The organism is Serratia sp. NGAS9, assembly GCF_009905295.1.
Lineage (GTDB): Bacteria > Pseudomonadota > Gammaproteobacteria > Enterobacterales > Enterobacteriaceae > Serratia > Serratia bockelmannii.
In genome coordinates this window covers 4,002,349-4,022,766 of the sequence record NZ_CP047605.1, presented here as the reverse complement: position 1 = coordinate 4,022,766, position 20,418 = coordinate 4,002,349, and the positions used below count along the sequence as shown (strand labels likewise).

Below are 20,418 nucleotides of genomic sequence, written 5' to 3'. Positions count from 1 at the left end.
TTGCGCTCGATCAACTTGTGATCCCTCACACGGGATTAGAGTGAACCGGACGAGAATTGTTCGCCTGCGATAAAATTAATAAGCTTTAAAATAAAAACGGTATTAACACCATTAAAACCGCGTTGGTTTTTACATAATCTTAATTAACCCCATAGAAACCATAACCACCATTAAAAACCCTTTTTAACTTTGAACATAATCACAGCAGATAATCCGTGCGCTTCTCTATGATGGCTGAACAAACTAATAAGAGGCCAGATTATGAGCACAACAGATGATTCTTACCTCGTAGCCAAAGACAAGACCGCTGATATTCCTCTGCGTGAGAAATGGTGGCGGATACTGGACAATTATAAAGTAGGGATTATTCCGTTACCGTTCTTTATTCTGGCCGGCGTATTGATTCTGCTCGACTGCCTGGAAGGCAAGTTGCCGAGCGATATCGTGGTGATGGTGGCCACCCTGGCGTTCTTCGGCTTCGCCTGCGGCGAATTCGGCAAGCGCCTGCCGCTGATCGGCAAAATGGGCGCGGCGGCAATCTGCGCCACCTTCATTCCTTCCGCGCTGGTGCACTATGGCCTGTTGCCGGACGTGGTGGTGGAATCGACCACCAAGTTCTACAAATCGACCAACATTCTGTACCTCTACATCTGCTGCATCATCGTCGGCAGCATCATGAGCATGAACCGCCAGGTGCTGATCCAGGGCTTCCTGCGCATCTTCATCCCCATGCTGTGCGGCGAGATCGTCGGCATGCTGGTGGGGATGGGCGTTGGCATGGCGCTGGGCCTGGAACCGTTCCAGATCTTCTTCTTCCTGATCCTGCCGATCATGGCCGGCGGCGTAGGTGAAGGGGCGATCCCGCTGTCGATGGGCTACGCGGCGATCCTACACATGGAACAGGGCGTGGCGCTGGGGCGCATTCTGCCTATCGTGATGCTCGGCAGCCTGACCGCTATCGTCATCGCCGGCCTGCTTAACCAGCTGGGCAAGCGTTATCCGCACCTGACCGGCGAAGGCAGCCTGATGCCGAGCAAGCAGGGCGACAGCGACATGAGCGCGGTGGAAAAAATCAGCGGCAAGGTGGACGTCAGCACCATCGCCTGCGGCGCGCTGTTGGCCATTCTGCTGTATATGGTGGGCATGCTGCTGCACCGTCTGATCGGCCTGCCGGCGCCGGTGGGCATGCTGTTCGCCGCCGTGGCGGTGAAGCTGGCGCACGGGGTATCGCCACGCATTCAGGAAGGCTCGCAGGTGGTGTACAAATTCTTCCGCACCGCCGTGACTTATCCGATCCTGTTCGCGGTCGGGGTGGCTATCACGCCGTGGCAGGAGCTGGTGGACGCGTTCACCGTACAGAATCTGATCGTGATCGTCACCACCGTCAGCGCGCTGGTGGCGACCGGTTTCTTCGTCGGCAAGAAAATCGGCATGCACCCTATCGACGTGGCGATTGTCTCCTGCTGCCAGAGCGGGCAGGGCGGGACCGGCGACGTCGCGATCCTCACCGCCGGCAACCGCATGTCGTTGATGCCGTTCGCCCAGATCGCAACCCGTATCGGCGGCGCTATCAACGTTTCGCTGTCGCTGCTGGTGTTGGCCAAGTTCTTCGTATAACTCCTATAAATCCTTAGCGTTACTTTGCCTTTCCCCGCCCCCGCGGGGATTTTTTTTGCCCGCGCGCCGGCCTGACGTGCGGGCAGGGATAATACCGGTTACGCTGCCTGTTTCATGGCGGCGTCATACCACGCGAAGTAGCGCTCTACGCCGCGACGGCCGGATTCGATCAGCGCGCGTTTCTTCTCCTCGCTGATGCCGAACTCCAGCGTGCCGACGTCGAGCGTATCGACATACACGGTGCGCTTCCAGTCATCGCTGTCCAGATGCACCTTGGTTTGGATGTCCAGCATCACGTTGGCCACCGCCAGGGTGAAATCAAACAGGTTGTTGACCGGCGTGCGCGGGCCGGCCTGACCGGCGGCCTGGGCGATTTCGCCGGCGGAGTCGAGGCGAAGGCCCAGGGTGCGGGTGTTGATGCGTTGGCTGGAGGCGTCGATGTAAGGCGGCGTGGCGGAGAAGTCATAGTCGAACAGTCGCACCGGGTAGTTGTCGATCATGCCGCCGTCGATGCACAGGTCGCCCAGAGTATTGTTCTTCGCCACGAAGGCGAAGGGGAACGACATCGAAATGCGCAGGCCGTCCGCCACTTTCATGCGCGGCGTGGTACGGTGAGAATAAACCTCTCGCTGGCCGCTGTTGAGGTTGGCGCCGATAAAGTAAATCGACTTGAACCCTTTCGCCGCCTTCATCGCTTCGAACTGCTCGAAGGTGATATCCGGGTTGCCGGTATACTGCTTGATAATATCGCGTGACCATTGATAGAAATAATCGCCGGGCGCGATGCCGTATTGATTAAACAGGCGATAGGCATCCTGGATCGTACCGAAAAAGCCGCCGTTATAATCGAGGAATTTTTTAAAATCCATCGCCGACAGAATCTTGGTGACGTCCGCCGAGCTGCAGCCCAGGCCGACCAGCAGCGCGGCAATGGCACCCGCCGAGGCACCGGAGGTTTGCTTGATCTGCGGCATGATGCCTTTGGCTTCCAGCAATTCCAGCGCGCCGCCATAGGCGATGCCTTTTACGCCGCCGCCTTCAAAGACCAGGTTTTCGAATTGGTAGTTCATGATATTTCCTCACTCGTGGTTTAGGGAGTAAGAAAAATAACGAAGTCGCGAACCGGAAAATATTGATTGGGGTTGTGTGAGTCGGCAAACAAAATTATTCACAATAAATATATTGTTCATATATTTATCAAAGGCATTTATTAAACAGGCGCATCGGGATTTTTGAGTCAATACTTAGCGCTGTTCAATTCTCGCAAGGAGTCATCATGTTCTGGAAACGTTGTCTGCTGGGCGCGGCGCTGGCCGTTATGTCATTACAGGCCGGGGCCGCCGCGCCGCAGGCTAAAACCCCGACGCCGGGATTTTATCGCATCATGCTGGGCAGTTTTGAAGTGACCGCGTTGTCCGACGGCATCATTCGTTTGCCGGCGGACAAGCTGTTGCTAAACACCACGCCGCAGCAGATCGCCGCCGGGTTGGCCGAGCGGCATCAAAGCCTGCCGGTGGTCACCTCGGTCAATGCCTATCTGATCAATACCGGCGATAAGCTGGTGATGATCGACAGCGGCGCCGGCCAACTGCTGGGCGACGGCCTGGGCAAGCTGGTGGATAACCTGCGCGCGGCGGGTTACCAGCCGGAGCAGGTGGATGAGATCTACCTGACCCACATGCACCCGGACCATCTCGGCGGCCTGACGCACGACGGCAAGGCGGTATTCCCCAATGCGGTGGTACGCGCCGCCAGCCAGGACGCGGACTTCTGGCTAAGCGCGGACAAACTGAAACAGGCTAGCGCGGGCAGTAAAAGCAACTTCGAAAGGGCTCAGGCGGCGATCAAGCCGTATCAGGCGGCCGGCCACTTTAAGCCGTTCAGCGGCGACGGTGAGCTTTCCCCGGGCATTGCCGCCTTTGCCGCCCACGGCCATACGCCGGGACACAGCGTGTATCAGGTGACCAGCCAGGGCCAGAAGCTGTTGCTGTTGGGGGATCTTATCCACGTGGCAGCGGTGCAGTTGCCGCATCCGAAGGTGGCTATCAGCTTTGATAATGACGCCAAGGCGGCGGTCGCTCAGCGGCTGCGGATATTTGGCGACAGCGCGCGGCAGAGCGAGCTGGTGGGGGGCGCACACCTGTCGTTCCCGGGGTTGGGGTATCTGAACCGCCAGGGCGAAGGTTACACCTGGGTGCCATTGAACTACGGCGCGCTGTAAGGGAGATGGCCGCCCAACGGGCGGCCATCGTAAGCGCCTTGGGGACATTGTTCGATAATTTGGGATGATGATGCCAGAGAATCGGGGCTTATTCGCCGTGATAAAGAGTGCATGATTAACGTTACCCTCGTCGTTTTCTTTAAGGATCTCCCGATGAATCAGAAAACTCCCTCCGTCGCCATCGTCACCGGCGCATCGCGCGGTATCGGCGCCGCCATCGCCGAGCGCCTGGCCGCCGATGGCTTTGCCGTCATCATCAACTATTCGGGCAACCCGGCGCCGGCCTATGAGCTGGTGGGCAAGATAGAACAGCGCGGCGGCCGCGCCTTGAGCATCAAGGCCGACGTCAGCGATGCGGCTGCGGTTGCCCAGCTGTTCGACAGCGCCGAACAGGCGTTTGGCGGCGTCGACGTTCTGGTCAATAACGCCGGGGTGATCGCGCTAGCGCCGGTGGCGGACATGCATGATGAAGACGTGGATCGCCTGCTCGACATCAACCTGAAAGGCAGCTTCAATGCGATGCGCGAGGCGGCGAAGCGCCTGCGCGACAACGGCCGCATCATCAACTTCTCTTCCAGCGTGGTGGGGTTGCTGCAGCCGGGTTACGGTATGTATGCCGCCAGTAAGGCGGCGATCGAAGCGCTGACCAGCGTGCTGGCGAAAGAGCTGCGCGGCCGCAATATCACGGTGAACGCTGTCGCGCCGGGGCCGACCGCCACCGGCTTGTTCCTCGACGGTAAAACCCCGGAGCTTATCGAGCGGCTGGCGAAGATGGCGCCGCTGGAGCGCCTGGGCACGCCGGACGATATCGCTGCAGCGGTGGCTTTCCTCGCGGGGGCCGACGGCGGCTGGATCAACGGCCAAACCCTGCGCGCCAACGGCGGCATCATCTGATTGACGACGCACCGCCGCAGGATCGGGTATCCTGTGGCGGAACTCATCACATCAAGGGCAGCGTATGACGGGCGACAATCAGCAGTTTCATCCCGGCGTCAGGTCGCCCTGCGTCAGCCTGTGTCGCATCGACGACGAAACCCAGCAGTGCCGGGGATGCCGGCGCACGCGGGCGGAAATCGCCGCCTGGCCGACCGCCAGCGACGCGGAGAAACTCGCTATTTGGCGGCAGCTTGAGCTGCGTCAATCGGTGAAATAATCCTCTGCATTATTGCGCTGTCAGACTTCATGTAGCACAATTGAGCTACATGTGATTGACCGACGTTGGGAGCGATTATGTCGACGACGACCATCCGTATTCCAGATGAGCTTAAAGCCCGAGTCGCTGCCGTCGCCGAGCAGGCTGGCGTGACGTCTCACAGCTTTATTTTGCAGGCAATAGCGGAGAAAACGCAGCAAGAAGAGTTGCGCCGCGACTTTGAGAATGAAGCGGAAAAACGCTATGCCAAGATAATTGCGACGGGAGAGACGGTCTCTTGGAAAGAGATGCGCGGTTATTTGGAAAATTACGCAGCCGGTAACACTGACGCTGTTAAACCTCCGGTAAAAAAATTGGGGCGCTGATGGCAAACGTCGAGTTGGCGCCAGAGGTCAGGGATGATATCGAACGTATTCTCGCTCATTTGGCTCAGTATGGTGCCGTGGATCCAGGGCGGCGCATTCAGGAAATCATCCAGGCGATTGCGGTATTGGAACATAATCCATTGATCGGACGAGCCCTTGGCTCAGGGCTGCGTGAATTGATTATTGGGCAGCAAGTTCGCGGTTATTTGGCGCTCTACAAATATATCCCTGATATCGATACGGCGTTTGTTCTGGCGATCCGTAGTCAGAAAGAACAAGGGTATTGAATGCACGATACCGGCCTGAAAGACCGGTATCGCTGTCATGTTCTCAGAAGTCCCAGTCCTCATCCTCGGTGTTGACCGCCTTGCCGATGACGTAGGACGACCCTGACCCGGAGAAGAAGTCGTGGTTTTCGTCGGCGTTTGGCGACAGCGCCGACAGGATCGCCGGGTTGACCTCCGCCATCGCCGGTGGGAACAGCGCTTCATACCCCAGGTTCATCAGCGCCTTGTTGGCGTTGTAGTGCAGGAAGGTCTTCACGTCTTCCGTCCAGCCGACGCCGTCGTACAGCTCCTCGGTGTAGCGCACCTCGTTGTCGTACAGGTCCTGCATCAGATCGAAGGCGAAATTTTTCACCTGTTGGCGCCGTGCGGCGTCCACTTTCTCCAGCCCTTTCTGGAACTTATAGCCGATATAGTAGCCGTGCACCGCCTCGTCGCGAATGATCAGGCGGATCAGATCGGCGGTGTTGGTCAGCTTGGCGCGGCTGGACCAGTACATCGGCAGGTAAAAGCCCGAATAGAACAGGAACGACTCGAGGAACACGCTGGCGACCTTTTTCAGCAGCGGATCGTCGCTGCGGTAGTGCGCCAGAATGATGCCGGCTTTCTTCTGCAGCGCGCGGTTTTCCTCGCTCCAACGGTAGGCGTCGTCCACGTCCGGCGTTTGGCACAGGGTGGAGAAGATTGAGCTGTAAGAGCGGGCGTGCACCGCCTCCATAAAGCTGATGTTGGAGTACACCGCCTCTTCGTGCGGCGTCAGCGCATCGGCGATCAGGGCCGGCGCGCCGACGGTGTTCTGGATGGTGTCCAGCAGCGTCAGCCCGGTAAACACCCGAATGGTTAGCTGCTGCTCCTTCGGCGTCAGCGTGGCCCAGGACGGGATATCGTTGGACAGCGGCACCTTCTCCGGCAGCCAGAAGTTGGAGGTCAGGCGGTTCCACACCTCCAGATCCTTGTCGTCTTCGATAATGTTCCAGTTGATGGCGCGCACCAGCGGCGCCGATGTTACGGTCGTCATAAGTTGCCTCACAGCGCGCAGGACACGCAGCCCTGCACCTCGGTGCCTTCCAGCGCCATCTGGCGCAGGCGGATGTAGTAAATGGTCTTGATGCCTTTGCGCCAGGCGTAGATCTGCGCGCGGTTGATGTCGCGGGTGGTGGCGGTATCGCGGAAGAACAACGTCAGCGACAGCCCCTGATCGACGTGCTGCGTTGCGGCGGCATAGGTATCGATGATTTTTTCCGGGCCAATCTCGTAGGCATCCTGGTAATACGCCAGGTTGTCGTTGGTCATGTACGGCGCCGGGTAGTAAACGCGGCCGATCTTGCCTTCCTTGCGGATCTCGATACGCGAGACGATCGGATGGATGCTGGAGGTGGCGTTGTTGATGTACGAGATGGAACCGGTCGGCGGCACCGCCTGTAGGTTCTGATTGTACAGCCCGTGCATCATCACCGACTGGCGCAGCGCGCGCCACTCGTCGCGGCCCGGAATGGCGATGCCGGCGGCGGCGAACAGCTCGCGCACCCGCTCAGTCTGCGGCAGCCAGTCGCGCTCGGTGTACTTGTCGAAGTACTCGCCGCTGGCATAGCGCGAGTGCTCAAAGCCGTCGAACGCGCCGCCGCGTTCGATCGCCAGCCGGTTCGAGGCGCGGATGGCGTGATAGGCCACGGTATAGAAATAGAGGTTGGTGAAGTCGATGCCTTCTTCCGAGCCGTAGAAAATGCGCTCGCGCGCCAGGTAACCGTGCAGATTCATCTGGCCCAGGCCGATGGCGCGGGCGCTGCGGTTGCCCTCGGCGATCGACGGCACCGAGCGGATATCGCTCATGTCGGCCACCGCGGTCAGCGCGCGGATCGCGGTCTCGATCGCCTTGCCGAAGTCCGGCGCGTCCATGGTTTTGGCGATATTCAGCGAGCCGAGGTTGCAGGAAATGTCCTTGCCGATGCGATCGTAGCTCAGATCTTCGTGATAGGTGCTGGCGCGGTTGACCTGCAGGATCTCCGAACACAGGTTGCTCATGTTGATGCGCCCGGCGATCGGGTTCTCCCGGTTGACCGTGTCCTCGAACATCACGTAGGGATAGCCGGATTCGAACTGGATCTCCGCCAGCACCTGGAAGAACTCGCGTGCGTTGATGCGCGACTTGCGGATACGCTTGTCGTCCACCATCTCGCGGTATTTTTCACTGACGCTGATTTCAGACAGCGGCGTGCCATACACCCGTTCGACGTCGTAGGGCGAGAACAGGTACATCTCTTCGTTGTTCTTCGCCAGCTCGAAGGTAATATCCGGGATCACTACCCCCAGCGACAGCGTCTTGATGCGGATCTTCTCGTCGGCGTTTTCCCGCTTGGTGTCGAGAAAACGCAGGATGTCCGGGTGGTGGGCGTTGAGATACACCGCGCCGGCCCCCTGGCGCGCGCCGAGCTGGTTGGCGTAGGAGAAGGCGTCTTCGAGCATTTTCATGATCGGAATGACGCCGGAGGACTGATTCTCGATGCGCTTGATCGGCGCGCCCACCTCGCGAATATTGCTCAGCATGAAGGCCACGCCGCCGCCGCGTTTCGACAGCTGCAGCGCGGAGTTCACCGCCCGGCCGATCGATTCCATATTGTCTTCGATGCGCAGCAGGAAGCAGGAGACCAGCTCACCGCGCTGGCGTTTGCCGCAGTTGAGGAAAGTCGGCGTGGCCGGCTGGAAGCGGCCCGAAATCATCTCCTCCACCAGATCCTGCGCCAGGGCGGTGTCGCCCGCCGCCAGCGTCAGCGCCACCATGCACACCCGGTCTTCGTAGCGTTCCAGATAGCGCTTGCCGTCGAAGGTTTTGAGCGTATAGCTGGTGTAGTACTTGAAGGCGCCGAGGAAGGTCTCGAAGCGGAATTTCTTGGCGTAGGCCTGCTGGAACAGCTGCTTGATAAACGGGAATTCATACTGCGCCAGCACCTGCGGCTCGTAGTAGCCTTCCTCCACCAGATAGCGCAGCTTTTCCTCCAGGTTATGGAAGAACACGGTGTTTTGGTTGACGTGCTGCAGGAAGTAGTGCCGCGCCGCCAGCCGATCTTTATCGAACTGGATCCGGCCTTCCGCATCGTAAAGATTGAGCATCGCGTTGAGCGAATGGTAATCCAGCGCGCCCGTCTCGGGCCTGGTCAGTTCTGTCGTTGCCAAAATGCGGTTACTCCCTGTCTAACGTTTTCAACGTCTTGCGTCGTGCCGAGCAGCTCGAAGCGGTACAAAAAAGGCACCTGGCATTTTTTGGCGATGATGTCGCCGGCGATGCCGTACGCTGCGCCGAAGTTGGTGTTCCCAGCGGCGATGACGCCGCGCAGGTATGAACGGTTTTGCGGAACGTTGAGAAAGCGGATCACCTGGATAGGCACCGCGCCGACGGCGCTGCCGCCGCCATAGCTGGGTACGATCAAGATATAGGGTTGTTCCATCAGCAATTTGCTGCGGGCGCCGGCGATCGGAATGCGGATCGCCGGCAGGCCCAGTTTCTCAACGAACCGATGGGTGTTCTCCGAACTGCTGGAGAAATAGACCAGCGGATTCATCGTCGAGCCTCAGCAGGTGAGCGCCAGCGCGCCGATTTTGTCCGGCCGGAAACCGGACCAGTGGTCGTCACCGGCGATAATCACCGGAACCTGCTGATAACCTAAGGATTTAACGTGGTTCAGCGCCTGCTGATCCTGGGTGAGGTCGATCACCTGATAATCAATCCCCTGTTTATCAAATGCGCGATAAGTGGCGTTGCACTGGACACAGTCCGGCTTACTGTAAATAATAATGCTCATGATTCGCATTTACCTTTAAGCTGAAGGAAAGGCGGGCAAGTCAGATAACGGAGCATCGTTCCTGGCGTTTCTGACGGCGTTATCAACCGAACGACATTCCCTGCGGTTGACTCATGAAATACTATATGTAGATATTTGTTTTATCAACCACGCTATATATGGTGCTTTGTGGGATTGGGAGCGCAGGCCGCGCTGGGGCTGGAAAAGGCGAGGGAAAAATTTTTTGCGGGTGAGAAATTCCCCCTCTCAGTGAAGAGGGGGAGTCGAGCGCATTACTGACGCATGCTGACGGCCAGACGATTGAAGGCGTTCATGATGCTGATGGCGAAAGTCAGATCGGCGATCTCGGTATCGCTGAAGTGCGCTTTCAGCGCCTCGAAAGCGCTGTCCGGCGCGCCGGTGGCGGCGATCAGCGTCACTGACTCGGCCCATTCCAGCGCGACGCGCTCGCGCTCGCTGAATTCATGGCTGACGCGCCAGCCCGCCAGCGTATCCAGCTTGGCATGGCTGAAGCCGCTTTCACGCAGCGCTTTGCCGTGCATGTCCAGGCAGTAGGCGCAGCCGTTGATCTGCGAAACGCGCATAAACATCAACTCGATGGTCGCCTTGTCCAGGGCGCCTTTCTCCAGCGCCATCAGCGCGCCCACCATATTTTTGTACGGGGCGGGCGCCAGCTCGGCATAGTTCAAACGTTGCTTAATCATGGTCAACCTCAATCGGTAGTAACGAAATCATGGCGCTACTTTAGCGGCCTTATGGTCTATGCTATAGGGCCATAAAATGATTATTTAACCGGGCCATGATGCCAACTTTCCTGACCTCGCTGCGGCTGGACAGCCGGCTCGCCGAGCCGCTGTACCGGCAGATTTACCAGCGGATTAAAGACGCCATTACCCAGGGCAGCCTGGCGGCAGGCAGCCGGTTGCCCTCAGTGCGCGGGTTGGCGAGCGATCTGGGCGTGGCGCGCGCTACGGTGGAAAGCGCCTACGCGCAACTTATTGCCGAAGGTTTCTTGCAGAGCCGCGGGCAGGCGGGCACCTATGTCTCGCCGCAGCTGCCACACATGCCGCCGGGCGCGGTCCCCGCTGCGCCACCGCTGGCGGCAATGGCGCCCGATCCGCTGCAGCCGCAAGGCATGCTGCAGCCTTTCCAGCTGGGGGTACCGGCGCTGGACGCGTTTCCACGGGCGCTGTGGCAGCGCATTGTCGCCCGCCAGCTGCGCGGTTCCACGGTGGCTTCTCTGGCGCTGCCGCCGGCCGGCGGCCTGCCTGAACTGCGTGAGGCGATCGCCCATTATCTGCATTTGTCGCGCGGCATCAGCTGTCGGCCGGAGCAAATTTTCCTCTGTGCCGGTTATCCGGCGTTGTTGGACTGGGTGACGGAGAGGCTGTTACATGCCGGCGACGCGGTATGGATCGAAGATCCCGGCTATCCGGTCACGCGTCCGCTGCTGCTGGCCGCCGGCGTCAGGCCGGTCGCCGTGCCGGTGGATGAACAGGGCATGGACGTGGCCGCCGGTATTCTGACGGCGCCTGAGGCGCGGCTGGCGGTGGTGACGCCGACCCATCAAAGCCCGCTCGGCGTCTCGCTCAGCCTGGCGCGGCGCATGGCGCTGCTCGACTGGGCGCAGCAGCGCGGGGCCTGGATCCTCGAGGATGACTACGACAGCGAGTTTCGCTATCACGGGCGGCCGCTGCCGCCGCTGAAAAGCCTCGATGTTCAGGGTCGGGTGCTGTACGCCGGCACCTTCAGCAAAACGCTGTTCCCGGCGCTGCGCATGGCTTATCTGGTGGTGCCCGTCGGTCTGACGGAAACATTCGCGCGCAGCAGCCGGCTGCGTGGCTGCGGTTGCCCGCCGCTGCTGCAGGCCGGCGTGGCGGATTTTATCCGGCAAGGGCATTTCTATCGCCACCTGAAACGCATGCGGCCGTTGTACCGCCAGCGGCGCGAGTGGCTGACGCAGGCGTTGGAGCGACAGCTGGGGGCGTGGCTGACGACGGTGCCGCAACAGGGCGGCATTCAGCTGTTGGCCCGGCTGCGCGACGGCTTGGCGGATGCGCCGTTGGCGGCGCAAGCCTGGCAGCAGGGGCTGGCGGTGCAGGCGTTGTCTGACTGGCGAATCGACCATCCGGTGGGGCAAGGGTTACTGCTGGGGTTCGCCAATTTCAGCCGGCGAGAGGAGGCGGAGCGGGCGGTACAGGGGCTGGCACAGCTGTTTCGCTAAAATTAAACGGCCCGCGATTTCCGCGGGCCAGACGCACATCTGTTTTATCTTTATGACTGCAGGGGTGTTAACGCCGGGCCAGCAGCACGCCGAGCACGATGCCGACGGCGGCACCGATCCCTACGCCCTGCCAAGGTTTGTCACGCACATAGCTGTCGGCTTGATCGACGGCGTCGCGCGCATGCTGTGTCAGACTGGTGGAGCCGTTGAATCGCGCCCGAGCGTCGCGCAGCACGCCTTTCGCCTTGCTGTGCAGCTCTTTCAGTTCCTCTTTGGTCTTGTCACCGGACTCGCGCAACACTTCATCCAGCGTATCGGCCAACAGAGTGACGTCCTGATCGATATCGCGTTCTGTTCTTTCCGCTTTCTTAAACATTCAGCTCTCCATTTCGACACATGTCTTTTAAGTGTAGACCATGCCGAGAATTGTGTGGCCGATCACGGAAAAAAACCGCCGTCACGCAGGTGTTTGCCGGCGCGTGGGCTTTGTACATTTGGTTACTCGGCGAAACCAATCACTCACGGAAGCGGCGGTTTGATTCCACTAGTATCTGTTTCAACGGCTCCACCGGAGCTTACCGAAACAACACTCTGAGGATTTAAAGATGAAAAAAGTATTAGCGCTGATCGTTGCTGCCACTATGGGTCTGTCTTCTGTTGCTTTCGCTGCTGATACCGCAGCTACTGCTCCGGCTACCACCACCGCGCCAGCTGCGACCACCACTACCGCTGCGCCAGCGGCTGCTGCTGAAAAAGCGCCAGCTAAAGCAACGCATCACAAGAAAGCCAAGCACCACAAAAAAGCGCCAGCCCAGAAAGCTCAGGCCGCTAAAAAGCACCACAAAAAAGCGCCAGCTCAGAAAGCCCAGGCTGCTAAAAAACACCACAAAAAAGCGCCAGTGCAGAAAGCTCAGGCCGCTAAAAAACACCACAAAAAAGCCGGTAAAAAAGCTTAATTAAGTGATGTTTGCGGAACCGGAAGGTTCCGCACTCTCCAGCCCGTATTCCAGACACCCGGTTCTTCCGGGTGTCTTCTTTTGAGGCGACGAACGATGATCCATCGCTATCTGTTTGAAGTCATTTTCAGCGCGGTAACCCTGTGTGGGGTGATCGTCGGTTGGGAATTGTTTTTGGCCGGCAGCTTCCTGTGATCATTGCGCTGCGGCAGTTTCGTGCAAATGCCGCCAGCCGAGCGCGTCGGGCAGGCGTTCAAACACCACCGTGGAGTAGCGCAGCGTGGCGCTTTGTCCCGGCAGACTCTGTTTTTCCCGGTAGCTGACTACCGCGCCCGTCGGCCATTCGGCCACCAGCTTCATCTCTTCTATCTTGATTTCCAGTCCCGGTTTGGCGGCGCGATGCGCGCGGAAAAAAGCGCACAGCGCGGTGAAATCCAGCGGCGCGCCGTTCAGCGCGATCATGCTGAATTCCGGCGTAAAGCGCGCCAGCAGCGCTTGCTCTTCTCCGGCGCCTTTGCCCAGCCAGCGTTCAATGGCGATGTGGGCGTCGATCACTTCGGTAAAATACGGGTTCATAAAGCATCCTGTTGAGCGTTGAGTTGGCGCACGATGGCGCGGTTGGCGAGGCGCAGGCACAGCAACAGCGGGATAAATACGCTGGCGCCCGCCAGAATGAAGCAGGTTCGGTAGGCCGCCGCGGGCGGCAACACGGCCAGCAGCAGATTCAGCAGCAGGCTGAGCAGCGCCACGCCGAGGCAAAAACTGAGCTGGCGGTTGATGTTCCACAGCGCGCTGGCGTCCGCCAATTGGCCGTCGGGGATCTGCAGGAACGCGCTGCTCTGTGCGGTGCTGCTGCACAGGCTGCCGCCAAACCCCATCAGGGCGAAGGCGGCAATCTGCAACGCGTGCTGCCCGGCCAGGTCGATCTGCGCCAGCGTCAGCATGCCGGCGCCTTGCAACAGACAGCCGGCGATCAGCAGCGGCCGCGGGCCGAGGCGGTTAAAGCTTTTGCCGGTCAGCGTGATGGCCAGGAACGACGCCAGCGCCCAGGGCAGCATCAGGCCGCCGACCTGTGCGGCGGGCATCCCCAGCTGGTTTTGCAAATACAGCATCGCCACCAGGCTGACGCCGATGAACAGGCCGGGAATGCACAAATAAACCGCCATGGCGTTGCGCAGCAGCGGATCGGCGACCAGCCGCAGGTTCAGCAGCGGCTGCGGGGTACGCAGGCTATGGCGCAGATAATAGGCCAGCACCAGCAGACCGGTGGCCAGCAGCGCCGCGCCGGAAGCTTGATGGCCGGCTTCGCTCAGCCGGGTCAGGCCGAGCAGCAGCAGCGTCAGCGCCGCGCAGGCGCTCAGTAATCCTGTCGCGTCGAGCGGTTTGCGCGCCGCCGTCGGCGTTTCCGCACGCAGCCACAGCGCCGCCAGCGCCAGTGCCAGGGCCGCCAGCGGCAGGTTGGCGAAAAACACCCAGCGCCAGTCCAACCGATCGACGAGCCAGCCGCCCAGCGCCGGTGACAGCGCCGGTGCCAGCAGCCCCACCAACATGATAGCGGCCGACAGCCCGGCGCGTTCATGGCTGCGGTACAGCTGATAGGTCAGCGTTTGGCCGATGGGGATCAGCAAGCCGCCGCCCATGCCCTGCAGGGTGCGCCAGCCGATCAGCGCACCGATGCTGTCGGCGTTGCCCGCGCTGAGGGTGGCCAGCATGAACAACGCCAGCGACAGCAGAAACACCCGCCGTCCGCCGATGCGCTGCGCCAGCCAGGCGCTGAGCGGGATCACCAGCGTCAGGCCGAGAATATAGCCGTTGCTGACCCACGCCAGTTGGCTGACCGACGCCCGCATCGCCTGGCCGATGGCGGGGTAGGCGACGTTGGCGATAAACATATTGATCAGATCGACGAAAAAGCCGAGCAGATAGACGATTGCCACTTTGCTGCGATAAGACATGGTGCCTCCGGTTGAAGGCGAGCAGTGTATCGGGGGGAAAAGTGCGGATAAATCGGCGGCGGGCGATTACACTGTCAAAATGATTTTGACAATAAGGGCGACGAAATGCTGAATTTGCAGCGTCTGGCGATCTATGCGGCAGTGGTGGAAGCGGGCAGCTTTACCGCGGCGGCGGCGGCGCTGGGGCAAACCAAGGCGGTGGTGAGCTTTAACGTCAAGCAGCTGGAGAACGAGCTGGGGGTGTCACTGCTGGCGCGCAGCACCCGGCGGCTGTCGCTGACCGATGCCGGCGAACGCTTCTACCAGCGCAGCCTGCAGCTGCTGCAGGAGGCGGAAAATGTGCTGGACGACGTGCGTCGCGATCATCACGGGCTGAGCGGCGTGCTGCGTATCACCAGCACGCCTGAGTATGGCGCGCAGGTGGTGGTGCCGGCGCTGGCGGCGTTTTCGCGGCAGCATCCGCGCCTGCGCATCCAGCATGTGTCTTCCTCTTATCATGCCGATCTGATTTCGGAGCGCTTCGACGTGGCGATCCGCCTGGGCCAGCTGGCGGATTCCAGCCACCGCGCGGCGCTGATCGACAGCTTCGCCATCTTTCCGGTGGCGGCGCCGAATTATCTGGTCGACCGGCCGATTCATTCGCTGACGGATCTGGCGCAGGCGCAGTGGATCGCCCACAGCCGGCTCAGTTCGCCCCTCAGCTGGCAGGTGGTCACGCCGCAGCGCGACGCGGTGCTGTTCAAGGTTGCGGACGCCGCCACGCTTACCGGCGACAGCGCTGCGGCATTGTTGGCGTTCGCCCTGCATGGCGCCGGGGTGGCGCTGCTGCCGGCGTGGCTGGCGCAGCCCGACATCGATGCCGGCAGGCTGCAGCGGTTACTGCCGGATCACCGTTTCCCTGAGCAGAGCATCTATGCGCTCTACCCGAATACCCGTCACGTGCCGGAGAAGGTGCGGGCGTTTATCGATTTTCTGCGCGCGCGGGTGGCGGCAAAATCGTTAGCGAAATAATAATTCGTTATAACTCTCTCATTTATCATCAAATCTCATCGGGGTATGCTGGAGGGCTTCGTCTACCCCGTCCGATGCGAGCCACCTTCGATGACCGCAGAAAATAACCTCCAGCTGAACCGACGTATTTTGTCCGTGGTGATGTTCACCTTCGTCTGCTACCTGACCATCGGCCTGCCGCTGGCGGTGTTGCCGGGATTTGTGCATGACCACCTGGGCTACAACTCGGTGTTGGCGGGCCTTATCATCAGCGCGCAATACTTCGCCACGCTGTTCAGCCGCCCGCACGCCGGGCGTTACGCCGATCAGCTGGGGCCGAAGAAGGTGGTGCTGTTCGGCCTGGCCTGCTGCGGTGCCAGCGGCCTGTTTTACGCGCTGGCGTTCGGCGTTGACGGTTACCCGTGGCTCAGCCTGCTGTTGCTGTGCGTGGGGCGGGTGTTTCTCGGCGTCGGCGAAAGCTTCGCCAGCACCGGTTCCACGCTATGGGGCATCGGCCGGGTCGGGGCGATGCACACCGCGCGGGTGATTTCCTGGAACGGCGTTGCCACCTACGGGGCGATGGCGGCCGGGGCGCCGCTTGGCGTGTACCTGAATCAGCAGTGGGGATTGGCCGGGGTGGCGGCGCTGATCGTGCTGGCGGTTGCGGTGGCGCTGCTGTTGGCGAGCGGCAAGCCGGACGTCTCGATCGCCGCCGGGCAGCGCATCGCCTTTAGCGCGGTGTTCGGCCGCATCTGGGCCTATGGTCTCGGTCTGGCGATGGGCACCGTCGGTTTCGGCGTGATCGCCACGTTCATCACACTTTACTATGCCGACAAAGGCTGGAGCGGCGCGGCGTTTTCGCTGACGCTGTTCAGCTGCGCCTTCGTCGGCATTCGCCTGATCTTCAGCAACGTCATTAACCGCCACGGCGGGTTGAAGGTGACGCTGGCGTCGTTTCTGGTCGAGATCGTCGGGCTGCTGTTGATCTGGCAGGCTGGTGAGCCCTGGATGGTGCAAACCGGCGCGTTGCTGGCCGGCGCCGGTTTCTCGCTGGTGTTCCCGGCGCTGGGCGTCGAGGCGGTGAAACAGGTGCCGCCGCAGAACCAGGGCACGGCGCTCGGCACCTATTCGGCGTTCCTCGACCTGGCGCTGGGCATCACCGGCCCGCTGGCCGGGCTACTGATCGGGCAGACGGGCGTGCCGTCGATCTATCTGGCGGCGGCGCTGCTGGTGGCGCTCGGGGTGTTGCTCACCCTGCGCCTGCTGCAGCGCAGCCGGGCCTGATTCAGGAATAGTCCGAAACCCGGATTCCTTCCCAGAAAATCATTGTTTCGGTGAATGATTACGGTAAGGTCGCTCAGCGGTCCAGAATGAGAGGAGGAATCGATGTATTTACGGCCGGATGAAGTGGCTAAAGTGTTGGAGAATACCGGCTTTGAGCGTGATTATGTCACCGATCAGGCCTATGGTTACCGCAAGGGCGCACACTACGTGTATGTGAATCGCGAAGCGCGGATGGGCAGAACCGCGTTGGTGATCCACCCGGCGCTGAAAGAGAGAAGCGTGCATTTCGCCACGCCGACCTCCCCGGTGCGCTTCAGCGAGCAGTATCTGGAGTTTCCCCTGGATTTAAGCAGCGACACCCCGAACCAGCGCTACGGCATCGCACACGGCTTCAGCTCGCGCGAAGCGCTTTCGCGCTACCTTTACAGCATGTTCCTGTAATCGGTCCCCCGACCCGGGGGACGCTATCAGCCGTGGGCCAACGCTTCGCGGTTGAAACGCTCGTTGTAGGCGCGGCGGAATTGCGCCAGTTCAAACGCATCAATATCCAGCTCGGCGAAGTAAAACAGCGCCGCTTCGGTGTGCTCGGCGTGTAGCTCCGGTGACAGCCCGGCGCGCAGCAGCACGTCACGCCACAGGGCAATCTGCTCGTCGTCCGCCTGTTTGATAAACGTCAGGTAGATGAACAGCAGATAAGCCGCCTGGTGCATCTCTTCGGTGTAGCCGTTGTTCAGCATGCGGATAAAGGTCTGGCTTTGGCGGCCGCCCATTTCCTGGATCATCGATTCGATCAGCATCGGCTTGACCCTCAGCAGATGGGCCAGCGAATCGATGGCTTTGCGGGTGTCGGACGTCAAGATGCGGTAACCGATAATGAATACGACGATCAGGGCGGCGAGGATGATCCAGGTCATTTAGGCTTTATTACACTCTCAATACGCCAGAAGAGGGGCGGGAGGCGCTGTGCGACAGCGCCCGCTATCAATGCTGTTCGCCGCTGAAATTACCGACCGCGCTCTGTTGGCGCAGGTGGTGATTGAAGGTGGCCGCGTCTTTGGCCAGCACGTCCAGATGGGCGCCGAGCATTTTGATCTGCTTGACCAGTGCATGCTGTTCCGGCACCGAACTGGCGGTGCTCAGTTTGCGCGCCAGTTGTTCATTCTGCGCCCGCAGCGCGGCTTCGCGCTGTTTGGCTTCTTCCAGCAGTTGCTGCAGCGCCTGGTAGCTCTGCTGCCATTCGCGGTGTTGCCGTTCGAAGCTGCTCTGCAACTCATTCATCGCATTTTGAAACTGGATTTCCAGCTCGCGCATTGTCATGGGCTCGATCCTTTGCGGCACTCAATGATGGCTTAGCAGTATAGCGAAAACTGTTCGCAAGCTCACCCGTTGACGACAAATGAGACAAATGCCGCTGACAATTCCCGGCTTGCAACCGCGCCAAGGCGTCTTACAATCGACCCCATTCCCAGCCGTAAAGGCTGCCGTTCAAGAGAGGTGGAACATGAGCGAGCAGGAAAAAGACTTTTTTGAACAGGCGATGGCGGACGTGGTGCCGCTGGAGAGCGGACGGCAGACGCTGTACCTCAAGCCGCAGGCGGCGGTGGACAAAAGCGCGCGGCGCGAAGCGCAGCGGCTGCGGCAGGAAAACTTCCTCAGCACCGATTTTCTCGAGGTGATCCCCTGTGAACAGCCGCTGGAGTTCAAAGGGGAAGGCATTCAGCAGGGCGTGCTGGACAAACTGCGCAACGGGCGTTACCCGCCGCAGGCGTCGCTGAACCTGCTGCGTCAGCCGGTTGAAGCCAGCCGGCAGGCGCTGTTCCGTTTCATTATGCAGGCGGAGGCGCAAAATCTGCGTTCGCTGCTGATCGTGCACGGCCGCGGGCGGCAGAACGAAAGCCATCCGAATATCGTGCGCAGTTACGTCGCCAAATGGCTGGCGCAGTTTGAGCAGGTGCAGGCGTTTTGCCGCGCTTTACCGCGCGACGGCGGCGAGGGCGCCTGCTATGTCACGCTGCGTAAATCGGCGCAGGCCAGGGCGGAAAACTTTGAGCGCCACGCCAAGCGCAGCCGGTGAAAGGATAGCCGAAATAAAATGGCCGGCGCATATCGCCGGCCATCGATGAATTATTTATTAAATATTTTATAGTCCAGCGAATAACGGCCGGCGCCGGTCACCGCCAGCAGCAGCAAACCGCCAATGATGCTGATGTTTTTAAAGAAGTTGATTTCGTTGCCCATCATTTCCATGCCGGTCATTTTCCAGAACGGATGACCGATAAACGCGGTGCCCAAAACATACAGGGCAAAAATGACCGCGATAGGGCGAGTAAACAGGCCGAGAATAAGCGCGATGCCGAAAATAAACTCCACCACCACGGCGATAATCGCCGCCAAATAAGGCATCGGCGTGCCATAGCCTTCCATCGCCGTGACGGTTGCACCGAAGTTGACCAGTTTCATCCAGCCGAAAATGATAAACAGAACCATCAGTAGAATACGGGACAGCAGAATTACGCCGTCTTTTGAGCTATCACCCATTTCGAACTCCTTAGCCACTGTCGGAATGATGTTGTCTTGCTGATTAAAGATTAGAACAATTTACGTTTTTTTCTAGCGGCGGCGGGCGGTTGCGCCACTTTTTTCGGTGAGCGAGACGCGTGGTGAAGCCGGCGGCATTGCCTATACTTGAGCCTGGAGCAAAACAATAAAACAGGCAATGTGAGGCCAAGATGGATGAGGAATTGACCGCCGCCGGTTACCGCCGTTATTCCGGCGACAAGATTGACGTTTATTTTAACAGCGCGATATGCCGCCATTCCGCCAACTGCGTGCGTGGCAACGCGGCTATATTCACCCTGAATCGCCGCCCGTGGATTATGCCGGACAATGCCGAGCCGGCCGAGGTGAAACGCGTTATCGACACCTGCCCCAGCGGCGCACTTAAATATAGGGAGAAATAATATGGAACATAAAATACTGGCAGACGAGAAGCGTTTTTATATCAATGATGAGCAAGGCAAGCTGATCGCTGAGATCTCTTTCGTGCCGAGCGGCGACAAACTGACCATTATCGATCACACCTGGGTGGATGAGTCATTGAAGGGGCAGGGCATCGGTAAAAAGCTGGTGGCGCTGGTGGTGGAGAAAATGCGTGCGGAGCAGCGTAAAATCATTCCGCTATGCCCGTTCGCCAAGCATGAGTTCGATACCACCCCAGCCTATCAGGACATTCGCGCCTGAAGCGATAACGGGGCGCGGCGCGCCCCGGTCATTCAGCAGACGCCGAAATCGCCGTCTTCGTGGTACAGCGCCACGTCGCTGGCCTGCACTTCCGTGCGCTGCTCTTTGCCCAGTTCATTCCAGCTGCAAACCAGGGTTTCGCCGTCGATCGCTACCACGGTCATCTTTGGGCCGCCGGTGGTGCGTTGAACAAAATCACCGATATTGAATGCCATGCGTTCCTCCACAACAGATTAAACCTCATCTATTGATAACACAGAATGCCGCCGCCTTTGGCAGGAGTTTCATTATGTATTAATTTATACAGCGATTATCACTAAGGAGAGCAGACT

Annotated in this window: 27 protein-coding genes; 14 read left to right on the top strand and 13 right to left on the bottom strand. The window is 59.7% G+C overall.

The window, feature by feature from the left end:
• Positions 1-261 precede the first annotated feature (261 nt).
• Positions 262-1,617 carry a 2-hydroxycarboxylate transporter family protein gene (locus GUC32_RS19220; protein ID WP_049205223.1) on the top strand — a complete coding sequence of 452 codons (1,356 nt, stop codon included), beginning with the start codon at positions 262-264 and terminating at the stop codon, positions 1,615-1,617.
• A gap of 98 nt (positions 1,618-1,715) precedes the next feature.
• On the opposite strand, the gene GUC32_RS19215 is transcribed toward GUC32_RS19220, so the two are convergent.
• A complete protein-coding gene (locus tag GUC32_RS19215) occupies positions 1,716-2,687 on the bottom strand; it encodes a patatin-like phospholipase family protein (protein ID WP_025303993.1) in 972 nt (323 codons plus the stop codon).
• A gap of 206 nt (positions 2,688-2,893) precedes the next feature.
• Here GUC32_RS19215 and GUC32_RS19210 point away from each other — a divergent pair, with 206 nt between their 5' ends.
• The 5 genes from GUC32_RS19210 (at position 2,894) to GUC32_RS19190 (ending at position 5,643) form a co-directional block, all read left to right on the top strand.
• Positions 2,894-3,838: an MBL fold metallo-hydrolase gene (locus tag GUC32_RS19210; protein ID WP_197828142.1), complete on the top strand. Its 945-nt coding sequence runs from the start codon at positions 2,894-2,896 to the stop codon at positions 3,836-3,838.
• Positions 3,839-3,991: 153 nt separating this feature from the next.
• The gene (locus GUC32_RS19205) at positions 3,992-4,732 is read left to right on the top strand and encodes an SDR family oxidoreductase (RefSeq protein WP_025303991.1); all 741 of its coding nucleotides are present in this window, start codon (positions 3,992-3,994) and stop codon (positions 4,730-4,732) included.
• Between the two features lie 64 nt (positions 4,733-4,796).
• Positions 4,797-4,991, top strand: a complete 195-nt coding sequence (locus GUC32_RS19200; RefSeq protein WP_043138399.1) for a DUF1289 domain-containing protein — start codon at positions 4,797-4,799, stop codon at positions 4,989-4,991.
• Between the two features lie 77 nt (positions 4,992-5,068).
• Entirely contained in the window at positions 5,069-5,356 is a 288-nt protein-coding gene (locus GUC32_RS19195) for a CopG family ribbon-helix-helix protein (RefSeq protein WP_038872812.1), read from the top strand.
• Positions 5,356-5,643: a type II toxin-antitoxin system RelE/ParE family toxin gene (locus GUC32_RS19190; protein ID WP_043138388.1), complete on the top strand. Its 288-nt coding sequence runs from the start codon at positions 5,356-5,358 to the stop codon at positions 5,641-5,643. The genes GUC32_RS19195 and GUC32_RS19190 overlap by 1 nt, the downstream gene beginning before the upstream one ends.
• 43 nt (positions 5,644-5,686) lie before the next feature.
• On the opposite strand, the gene nrdF is transcribed toward GUC32_RS19190, so the two are convergent.
• The 5 genes from nrdF to GUC32_RS19165 form a co-directional block, all read right to left on the bottom strand.
• The gene (gene nrdF / locus GUC32_RS19185; protein ID WP_033639549.1) at positions 5,687-6,658 is read right to left on the bottom strand and encodes a class 1b ribonucleoside-diphosphate reductase subunit beta; all 972 of its coding nucleotides are present in this window, start codon (positions 6,656-6,658) and stop codon (positions 5,687-5,689) included.
• A gap of 8 nt (positions 6,659-6,666) precedes the next feature.
• Positions 6,667-8,748, bottom strand: a complete 2,082-nt coding sequence (gene nrdE, locus GUC32_RS19180) for a class 1b ribonucleoside-diphosphate reductase subunit alpha (protein ID WP_033651611.1) — start codon at positions 8,746-8,748, stop codon at positions 6,667-6,669.
• 44 nt (positions 8,749-8,792) lie between these two features.
• Entirely contained in the window at positions 8,793-9,197 is a 405-nt protein-coding gene (nrdI, locus tag GUC32_RS19175) for a class Ib ribonucleoside-diphosphate reductase assembly flavoprotein NrdI (protein WP_004928930.1), read from the bottom strand.
• A 9-nt stretch (positions 9,198-9,206) separates the two neighbouring features.
• Positions 9,207-9,437 (bottom strand): glutaredoxin-like protein NrdH, encoded by a 231-nt coding sequence (gene nrdH / locus GUC32_RS19170; RefSeq protein ID WP_004928934.1) that lies wholly within the window; start codon positions 9,435-9,437, stop codon positions 9,207-9,209.
• A 272-nt stretch (positions 9,438-9,709) separates the two neighbouring features.
• Complete coding sequence (locus GUC32_RS19165) at positions 9,710-10,141, bottom strand: carboxymuconolactone decarboxylase family protein (protein WP_025303985.1); 432 nt, start codon at positions 10,139-10,141, stop codon at positions 9,710-9,712.
• Between the two features lie 95 nt (positions 10,142-10,236).
• On the opposite strand from GUC32_RS19165, the gene GUC32_RS19160 reads away from it, so the two are divergent.
• Positions 10,237-11,661 carry a PLP-dependent aminotransferase family protein gene (locus tag GUC32_RS19160; protein ID WP_197825292.1) on the top strand — a complete coding sequence of 475 codons (1,425 nt, stop codon included), beginning with the start codon at positions 10,237-10,239 and terminating at the stop codon, positions 11,659-11,661.
• A 67-nt stretch (positions 11,662-11,728) separates the two neighbouring features.
• Here the strand turns inward: GUC32_RS19160 and GUC32_RS19155 are convergent, their stop codons facing one another.
• Entirely contained in the window at positions 11,729-12,037 is a 309-nt protein-coding gene (locus GUC32_RS19155) for a YqjD family protein (RefSeq protein ID WP_004928950.1), read from the bottom strand.
• Between the two features lie 229 nt (positions 12,038-12,266).
• On the opposite strand from GUC32_RS19155, the gene asr reads away from it, so the two are divergent.
• Positions 12,267-12,617 carry an acid resistance repetitive basic protein Asr gene (gene asr, locus GUC32_RS19150; RefSeq protein ID WP_004928953.1) on the top strand — a complete coding sequence of 117 codons (351 nt, stop codon included), beginning with the start codon at positions 12,267-12,269 and terminating at the stop codon, positions 12,615-12,617.
• Between the two features lie 195 nt (positions 12,618-12,812).
• On the opposite strand, the gene GUC32_RS19145 is transcribed toward asr, so the two are convergent.
• On the bottom strand, positions 12,813-13,193 hold the full coding sequence (locus GUC32_RS19145; protein WP_369435384.1) for a DUF4440 domain-containing protein: 381 nt from the start codon (positions 13,191-13,193) through the stop codon (positions 12,813-12,815).
• Positions 13,190-14,572, bottom strand: a complete 1,383-nt coding sequence (locus tag GUC32_RS19140; RefSeq protein ID WP_337149268.1) for an MFS transporter — start codon at positions 14,570-14,572, stop codon at positions 13,190-13,192. Before GUC32_RS19140 ends, GUC32_RS19145 begins: the two co-directional genes overlap by 4 nt.
• A gap of 105 nt (positions 14,573-14,677) precedes the next feature.
• On the opposite strand from GUC32_RS19140, the gene GUC32_RS19135 reads away from it, so the two are divergent.
• The 3 genes from GUC32_RS19135 to GUC32_RS19125 all read left to right on the top strand — a co-directional run bounded on the left by GUC32_RS19135 (position 14,678) and on the right by GUC32_RS19125 (position 17,287).
• Complete coding sequence (locus GUC32_RS19135; protein ID WP_337149266.1) at positions 14,678-15,583, top strand: LysR family transcriptional regulator; 906 nt, start codon at positions 14,678-14,680, stop codon at positions 15,581-15,583.
• Positions 15,584-15,673: 90 nt separating this feature from the next.
• Positions 15,674-16,846, top strand: coding sequence for an MFS transporter (locus GUC32_RS19130; protein WP_089196196.1), 1,173 nt, complete (start codon positions 15,674-15,676; stop codon positions 16,844-16,846).
• Between the two features lie 102 nt (positions 16,847-16,948).
• Positions 16,949-17,287: a DUF2002 family protein gene (locus tag GUC32_RS19125; protein WP_025303979.1), complete on the top strand. Its 339-nt coding sequence runs from the start codon at positions 16,949-16,951 to the stop codon at positions 17,285-17,287.
• 26 nt (positions 17,288-17,313) lie between these two features.
• On the opposite strand, the gene GUC32_RS19120 is transcribed toward GUC32_RS19125, so the two are convergent.
• A complete protein-coding gene (locus tag GUC32_RS19120) occupies positions 17,314-17,760 on the bottom strand; it encodes a DUF1198 family protein (protein ID WP_025303978.1) in 447 nt (148 codons plus the stop codon).
• A gap of 67 nt (positions 17,761-17,827) precedes the next feature.
• Positions 17,828-18,163 carry an MbeD/MobD family mobilization/exclusion protein gene (locus tag GUC32_RS19115; protein WP_369435383.1) on the bottom strand — a complete coding sequence of 112 codons (336 nt, stop codon included), beginning with the start codon at positions 18,161-18,163 and terminating at the stop codon, positions 17,828-17,830.
• Positions 18,164-18,347: 184 nt separating this feature from the next.
• Here GUC32_RS19115 and smrA point away from each other — a divergent pair, with 184 nt between their 5' ends.
• Complete coding sequence (smrA, locus tag GUC32_RS19110; RefSeq protein WP_049205202.1) at positions 18,348-18,920, top strand: DNA endonuclease SmrA; 573 nt, start codon at positions 18,348-18,350, stop codon at positions 18,918-18,920.
• A gap of 50 nt (positions 18,921-18,970) precedes the next feature.
• Here the strand turns inward: smrA and GUC32_RS19105 are convergent, their stop codons facing one another.
• Positions 18,971-19,384: a DoxX family protein gene (locus GUC32_RS19105; RefSeq protein ID WP_019452262.1), complete on the bottom strand. Its 414-nt coding sequence runs from the start codon at positions 19,382-19,384 to the stop codon at positions 18,971-18,973.
• A 191-nt stretch (positions 19,385-19,575) separates the two neighbouring features.
• Between GUC32_RS19105 and GUC32_RS19100 the strand changes: the two genes are divergently transcribed.
• Entirely contained in the window at positions 19,576-19,806 is a 231-nt protein-coding gene (locus tag GUC32_RS19100) for a (4Fe-4S)-binding protein (protein ID WP_025303975.1), read from the top strand.
• A 1-nt stretch (position 19,807) separates the two neighbouring features.
• Positions 19,808-20,086, top strand: a complete 279-nt coding sequence (locus GUC32_RS19095; RefSeq protein WP_049209586.1) for a GNAT family N-acetyltransferase — start codon at positions 19,808-19,810, stop codon at positions 20,084-20,086.
• A gap of 32 nt (positions 20,087-20,118) precedes the next feature.
• Here GUC32_RS19095 and GUC32_RS19090 read toward each other — a convergent pair whose 3' ends face one another.
• Positions 20,119-20,301 (bottom strand): YodC family protein, encoded by a 183-nt coding sequence (locus GUC32_RS19090; protein ID WP_025303973.1) that lies wholly within the window; start codon positions 20,299-20,301, stop codon positions 20,119-20,121.
• Positions 20,302-20,418 lie beyond the last annotated feature (117 nt).